Here is a 6,324-nt window from a genome sequence, read left to right as displayed (position 1 = left end):
CACTGGCGCCAGGCGCTAAACTGGTTATAACCGCAGGGCTGATGCTGCCTGCATCTGCGCCCGCATCGCTCACCGTAACATTGCTTAAAGTTACATTGCCCGTATTGCTAACCACTAAAGTATAATTGATCACATCGCCTGCCTTACTGCCCGTATTGCTGGCAACCTTGCTCAGCGACATCGAAGCCGAAGGGCTGATAGCAACCACCGTGGCATCCCCTGCTGCTGCCGTGGCCGGATCATCCGACAGCAAACGGCTGAGCGGGAAACCGCCAGGCCGGTTAGCAGATACTGCCGCATGGTTGCTGTAGCTGCCTGCATCTACATCGGCCTGCGTTAAGGTATGTTTCGCCGTAAAGCTGGCCGTAGCATTTGGCGCCAAAGAAGCCACAAACACTGGGCTGATGCTGTTCGGGTCAGCTCCCGGATCAGCAACCACAATATTGCTTAAAGTTACATTGCCCGTATTGCTCACCACCAAGATATAATTGATCACATCGCCTGCCTTATTCCCGGTATTGCCCGCTACTTTGGTAAAGTTCATAGAAGCCGAAGGCACAATGTTTACCACTGTAGAATCGTTCAGTGCCGGCGTGTTCGGATCGTCTGAATTCAGGTAACTTACCAAAACATTACCTGGGTCCCTTGCAGTAACAGCCGCCTGGTTGGCATACCTTCCTGCATTCACTTCGGCTTGGCTTAAGGTATGGCTGGCCGTAACCGTGGCCGATGCATTAACCGCCAGTAAAGGAATGGAAGCAGGGGTAATAGCAGTTGCCCCCGCATCAGTGACCACAACATTGGTCAGATCCACATCTCCGGTATTCTTAACGGTAAAGGTATAATTAATTACATCGCCCGCTTTGGTACCCGTATTGCCGGCCACCTTGCTCAGCAGCAAAGCCGGGCTTGCAGGGTTAATGGTAATATTGAATGTCTGTACGGCCGACCTATCCGCTCCCCCGTTTAAAACGCCGCCATTGTCGTGCAGGTAAACACTTACCAGCGCTGTTCCTGTAGCAGCGGCCGCAGGCGTAAAAGTAAGGTTTCCGGCAGCATCAATGGCCGGTTGTACTGCAAACAGGCTGTTGTTTGCGTTTGTCACTACAAAATCCAGCGCCTGAGCCGATTCATCCGCCGGTCCGGCGCTGATGTTCGTTGCCCAACCGTTTACCGTTTGCGCAGCAGCATACTGCAATACAGACACATCCGGCCCCTTCACAAAAACAGGTACATCATTTACGGCACCTACAGTAAGGCTCAGGCTATTATTTGCCGTACCACCTTTACCATCGGTAACCGTATAGGTAATTAACGGTACACTGCCATTGTAGTTCAATTCTGGGTTAAATGCATAACTGCCATCGGCATTGATCAGTATTCCGCCCACAGCTGGAATACTAACCTCAGTGCCTACAGAAAAATCGCCGGTTATGCCTGCAATTACAAATTTAGCTATGCTCAGCGCATCCCCATCGGCATCAGTAGCGCCCTGCAGTAAACCATTTGTACCGTTTACGCTAAACGGCTGATCTTCCAACAGGCTGCCGGTATGCGCTATGGCCACAGGAGCAGTATTTTCTACATTAATTGTGGCCTGGGCAGTATTATTTGCCATCACAGGATCTGTTTCGGCAGCTGATACCGTGGCCGTGGTTTGATAAGGCCCGCCAACAACAAGATTTGCAGTAATGGTTAGCGTAAGGTCGGCACCACTGGCCAGGTTACCGATTGTCCATACCCCCGTAGCCGCATTGTAATTTGTACTTGAAGAACTGATTGCCGTATAACCGGCGGGCAACAGGTTGTTAACAGCAACAGCTGAAGCATTACCCGGCCCGTTGTTTTTTACCGTTAAGGTAAAGGTAACCGGCTGCCCTACTTTCTGTGCCGGTATATTTGCTGTATTGGTAATACTGAGGTCGGCAACAGATTGAATGTTGGTAACAACAGCAGCAGAATTGAGGCCAATACCGGTTTCTGCCGGGGTAACTGTTGCGGTATTGCTTAACGTACCGGTTTCACCAGGCAGCAAATCCCCATTTACAACAACTGTAATAAAATTGGCCGTTCCGGCAGGTATGGTAGCGGTAAGGCCCACATTGCCGGTACCAGACGCTGCACTGCTAATGATGGTATTGGTATTGGAAGCCGTAGCAGACCAGGTTACATTCTGGAGCTTTGCAGGTACAATATCTGTAATAACCGCTCCTATGGCATCACTGATACCGGTATTGGTTACTTTTAGGGTATAAGCCATTCCGGTTCCGGCGTTTACGCTTGCAGGGCCCGTTTTGGTAATTTCAAATTGCGGAAGCCTGCTTACCAAAGTGCTCACAACTGCCGAATTTACCACAGCCCCCCCGCTGGCCTGTGCCCTGGCCTGGTTGGTGATTGTTCCGGCAAATGCCGCATTTACCGTTGCGGTAATATTTACGGTAATGGTGTTGCCGGCGCCGGCAGGTATACTGCCATTTACATGAACTGAAGCACCTGTACCCGATGCCGGTGTAGCTGTTGCCGCGCCCGAGGTACCAACAGTCCAGCTGATGTTAGCCAGATTGGCATCAAGCAGATCGTCTATGCTCAGACCGGTCGCATCGCTAGGGCCGTTGTTGCTTACCTGTATAGCGTATTGTATCTGCTCGCCTGCTTTTGCAGCTGCCGGGCCTGTTTTCTGCACCTGTATGTCGGTTTTATTGGTTACTGTTGTATAAACAGTTGAGCTGTTATTGGTGCTCTGGAAATCTGTTAAATTAGAAGGGAGCGTTACTGTTGCAGTATTGTCAAAGCTTCCATTTGCAGCATTTGCAGGCACAGTTCCCATTACCGTAAACAGCAGGTAATTGTCTGCACCTGCGGCGATGTTCCCGGTAACGGCTATATCTCCGGTACCTGATGCGGCGCTCACACTTGCAGTACCCGCGGTAAGGGCAGTCCATGATACATTGGTCAGCAATGCAGGCATCACATCTGTTACGCTAAGCCCGGTTACGTTTACCGGTCCATTGTTCAACACCTTAATGGTGTAGGCAACATTTTCTCCGGGAGCTACCTGTGCCGGTCCTTGTTTAAAGATGGCCACATCCGTTGATTTATTTACTGCGGTAACTACCGAACTTTGTTTTACCGTTCCGGCCGTAACCGATACGGTATTGGTAATGCTGTTGGCCGCGGCAAGTGATATGGTTCCGTTTACAGTAACTTCAATGGCGTTACCTGCTCCTGTAGGAATGCCCCCTGTAAATTCAACATCGTTGCTGTTTCCTGTGGCGGTCCCGCCGGTAACGTTATTAATGGAGGCCGTACCAATGGTTACCGCGGTCCAGTCTGACACCACAACATCGGCCGGCACCAGGTCTTTAACATTCAATGTGGCAATATTTCCGGCACCCGAATTGGTCACCAGGATTTTATAACTGATCGCATCACCAATATTTACCGAAGCCGGCCCGGTTTTGGCAACCCTGAACACCGGATCATTGTCTACCGTTGTCAACACTGTGGAAGTATTGTTGGCTGGGTCCGGATCACTTACGGTGCTGTTTGCCGTTGCCGTATTGCTTATCGTCTGGTTGGTGGCCAAAGCTGGTGATACTGTACCAGTTATCGTTACCCGCAGCTCCCCTCCCGAAGGGATATCCGCGGTAAGGTCAACATTTCCGGTTCCGGAACTTGCAGAAGGGGTAATACCTGGGCTGGAAGTGACCGTCCAGCTTACCGTGCTGAGCTGTGCGCTGCTCAGCAGGTCATCTAGTACATGTGTGGCAATTGCCGTACTGGGCCCATCGTTAACCACAAGTAAGGTGTAGCGGATTGGTTCGCCTGCGCCAACATTGGCCGGGCCTGATTTGATCATCCTGATATTTGCAGCGGCCGAGACCACTGTGTTCACCGTGCTTGTTACGGGGCTGGTATTACTTACCCCCGCGGGAGTGGCTGTTGCCGTATTACTTAAAGTTCCGGTAAACAGCGGATCTATAGTGCCTGTAACAGTAATGGTAATTGCATCTGTGCCATTACTTTTTAAACCGGCCAGCACGTCTATATTGCCCGTGCCGCTGGTCTGATCTACAGTTGCTGAACCAGAAGTTTCAATGGTCCATGAAGGGGCCAATATAGCGGCTGCAATCACATCGGTTATTCTTGCGCCGGCAACATCACTAGGCCCGGTATTGGTTACCTGTATACGGTAGGTAATGGATTGTCCGGCAATGCCTGTCGGCGGTCCTGATTTGCTGATCTGAAGGATAGCTGTTTTTTGTACCTGCGTGGTTACGGTGTTGGAATTTACGGCAGGGTTGCCACTTTCAGCAGGCGTTACCGTAGCGGTATTGCTTAAAGAAGTGCCTGCAAAAGCGGGGTCTACCTTACCGGTGATCAGGATGTTTACCTGGTTGCCCCCACCGGCAGGTATATTGGCAGTTAAGTTCAGGTTGCCGGTACCCTGTGCCGCAGAAACGATGCTGGCACTGCCCGACTGGGTAGCGGACCAGCTTACGTTAAGGAGGCCAGCAGGGATAAGGTCTGTAATTACTGCCGAAGATGCATTTCCAGGTCCGTTATTGGACACGGTTAAGTTATAAGTTATGTTTTCCCCTGCATTAATACTTAGCGGCCCCGATTTGTTGATGGTTAACGACGATTGGTTGCTAACTGTAGTGGCCACTGTATTGGACAATACCGCTGCCCCCCCTGATGCAGTGGCAGAGGCTTGATTGCTGATCACGGTATTGGATTGCCCGGCGTTTAACTCTCCGGTTATTGTCAGCAGGATTTTATTGGCGTCGCCTACATTCAGGTCTGCAGTTACATTTACCGCATTTCCGGTTCCTGAGGCCCCACTCGTAATTGCCGAGCTACCTGCAGCTGTGGCGGTCCAGGTTACGTTGCCCAGTTCTGCCGCAATAGCATCAGTAATTACTGTTCCGGCGGCCTGCGAAGGGCCGTTGTTGAGCACTTCGACCTGGTAGGTAACGCTTCTTCCGGCAAGGGCGCTGGCCGGACCGGTTTTGCTGAGCACCAGCGCAGATGTCCTGGTTATATTTGCTGTGCTTGTACTATTGGACCCTGTTCCACTGGCTTCTGCCGGTGTTGCCGTTGCGGTATTGCTTAAAGTACCTGAGGCACTAGCATTAAGGGTACCGCTGATATTTACGGTTAATCCGTTACCTGCCCCGGCAGGGATATTTGCTTTGAGGTTAACCGCGTTTCCATTACCCGATGGATTTTGTATGACAGCGGCCGCACCTGTAACTGAACTGGTCCAGTTTACATTGCCCAGGCTTGCAGGTACCATGTCGGTAATGTCGGCATTCACCGCATCGCTGCTTCCCGTATTGGTAATGTTAAGCACATAAGCTACAGCGCTACCGGCAGTAACGGTTGCCGGGCCGGTTTTTACCACGGTCAGTACCGGCTTCACCGTAATGTTGGTTACATCTGTTGCCGTATTGTTGCCTGCTACCGGATCATTAACCCCTGCAGGGCTAACCACACTGACTACATTGGTTAAACTGCCTGTTGTTCCCGAAGTTACTTTTCCGGCAATGGTTAGTACAGCACTTTGACCGCTGGCCAGGGTAAGCCCGGCCCAGCTTCCTGTAGCGCTGGTATAGGTACCCGACACCGGGGTATAAGAAGTAGCCTGAAAACCGAGTGGCAGGTTGTCGTTTACATCTAAAATATCTGAAGCCAGCAAGGTGGCAGGCCCATTGTTGGTAACCGTAAGGGTGTAGGTTAGTGTTTCGCCCGCAACCGCTGGTTTAGGAGCGCCTGTTTTGCTGATGCCCAGGTCCATTACCCGGTTTACAGGGGTATTGATGGTAGCACTGTTGTTGGCCGTGTTAGGGTCGCTTATCCCCGAAGGCAATGTTAAACTGGCCGTATTGCTCAGGCTGCCCGTGGCCGTGGCCGCTACATTGCCCGTAATGGTTAAGGTGCTGCTTTGCCCGCTGGCCAGGGTAAGCCCTGTCCAGTTCCCAGTTGAACTGGTATAACTGCCGGCGGCAGCACTGTAGCCCGTAGCCGTAAAACCTGCCGGCAGAACATCTGTTAAGGTAAGGTTGTCTGCAGCGGTTAAACTGCTCGGCCCGTTGTTCTTTAAGGTGATCGTATAACTCAGGCCCTGCCCCGCCACTGCCGTTACCGGGCTGGAGACCTTGCTCAGCTCAAAGTCCATCACACGGCTTACAGGGGTGGTAACCGTTGAACTGTTGTTGGCCATGTTAGGGTCTGCAGAACCAGCTGGCACAACTACCGTAACCGTATTGACCAGGCTGCCCCCGGCACCGGCAGCAACCGTACCTGAAATGGTTAGGGTAG

General features: G+C 51.7%; 1 protein-coding gene. It reads right to left on the bottom strand.

What is annotated here, in order from left to right; all coding sequences use genetic code 11:
- Positions 1-6,324: DUF7507 domain-containing protein (locus B9A91_RS23890; RefSeq protein ID WP_084241593.1), on the bottom strand; the 6,324-nt coding region annotated here is incomplete at both ends.

Source organism: Pedobacter africanus, from assembly GCF_900176535.1.
Classification (GTDB): domain Bacteria; phylum Bacteroidota; class Bacteroidia; order Sphingobacteriales; family Sphingobacteriaceae; genus Pedobacter; species Pedobacter africanus.
Note: the sequence above shows the minus strand (reverse complement) of the source record. Positions and strands in the feature narration are given on the sequence as shown.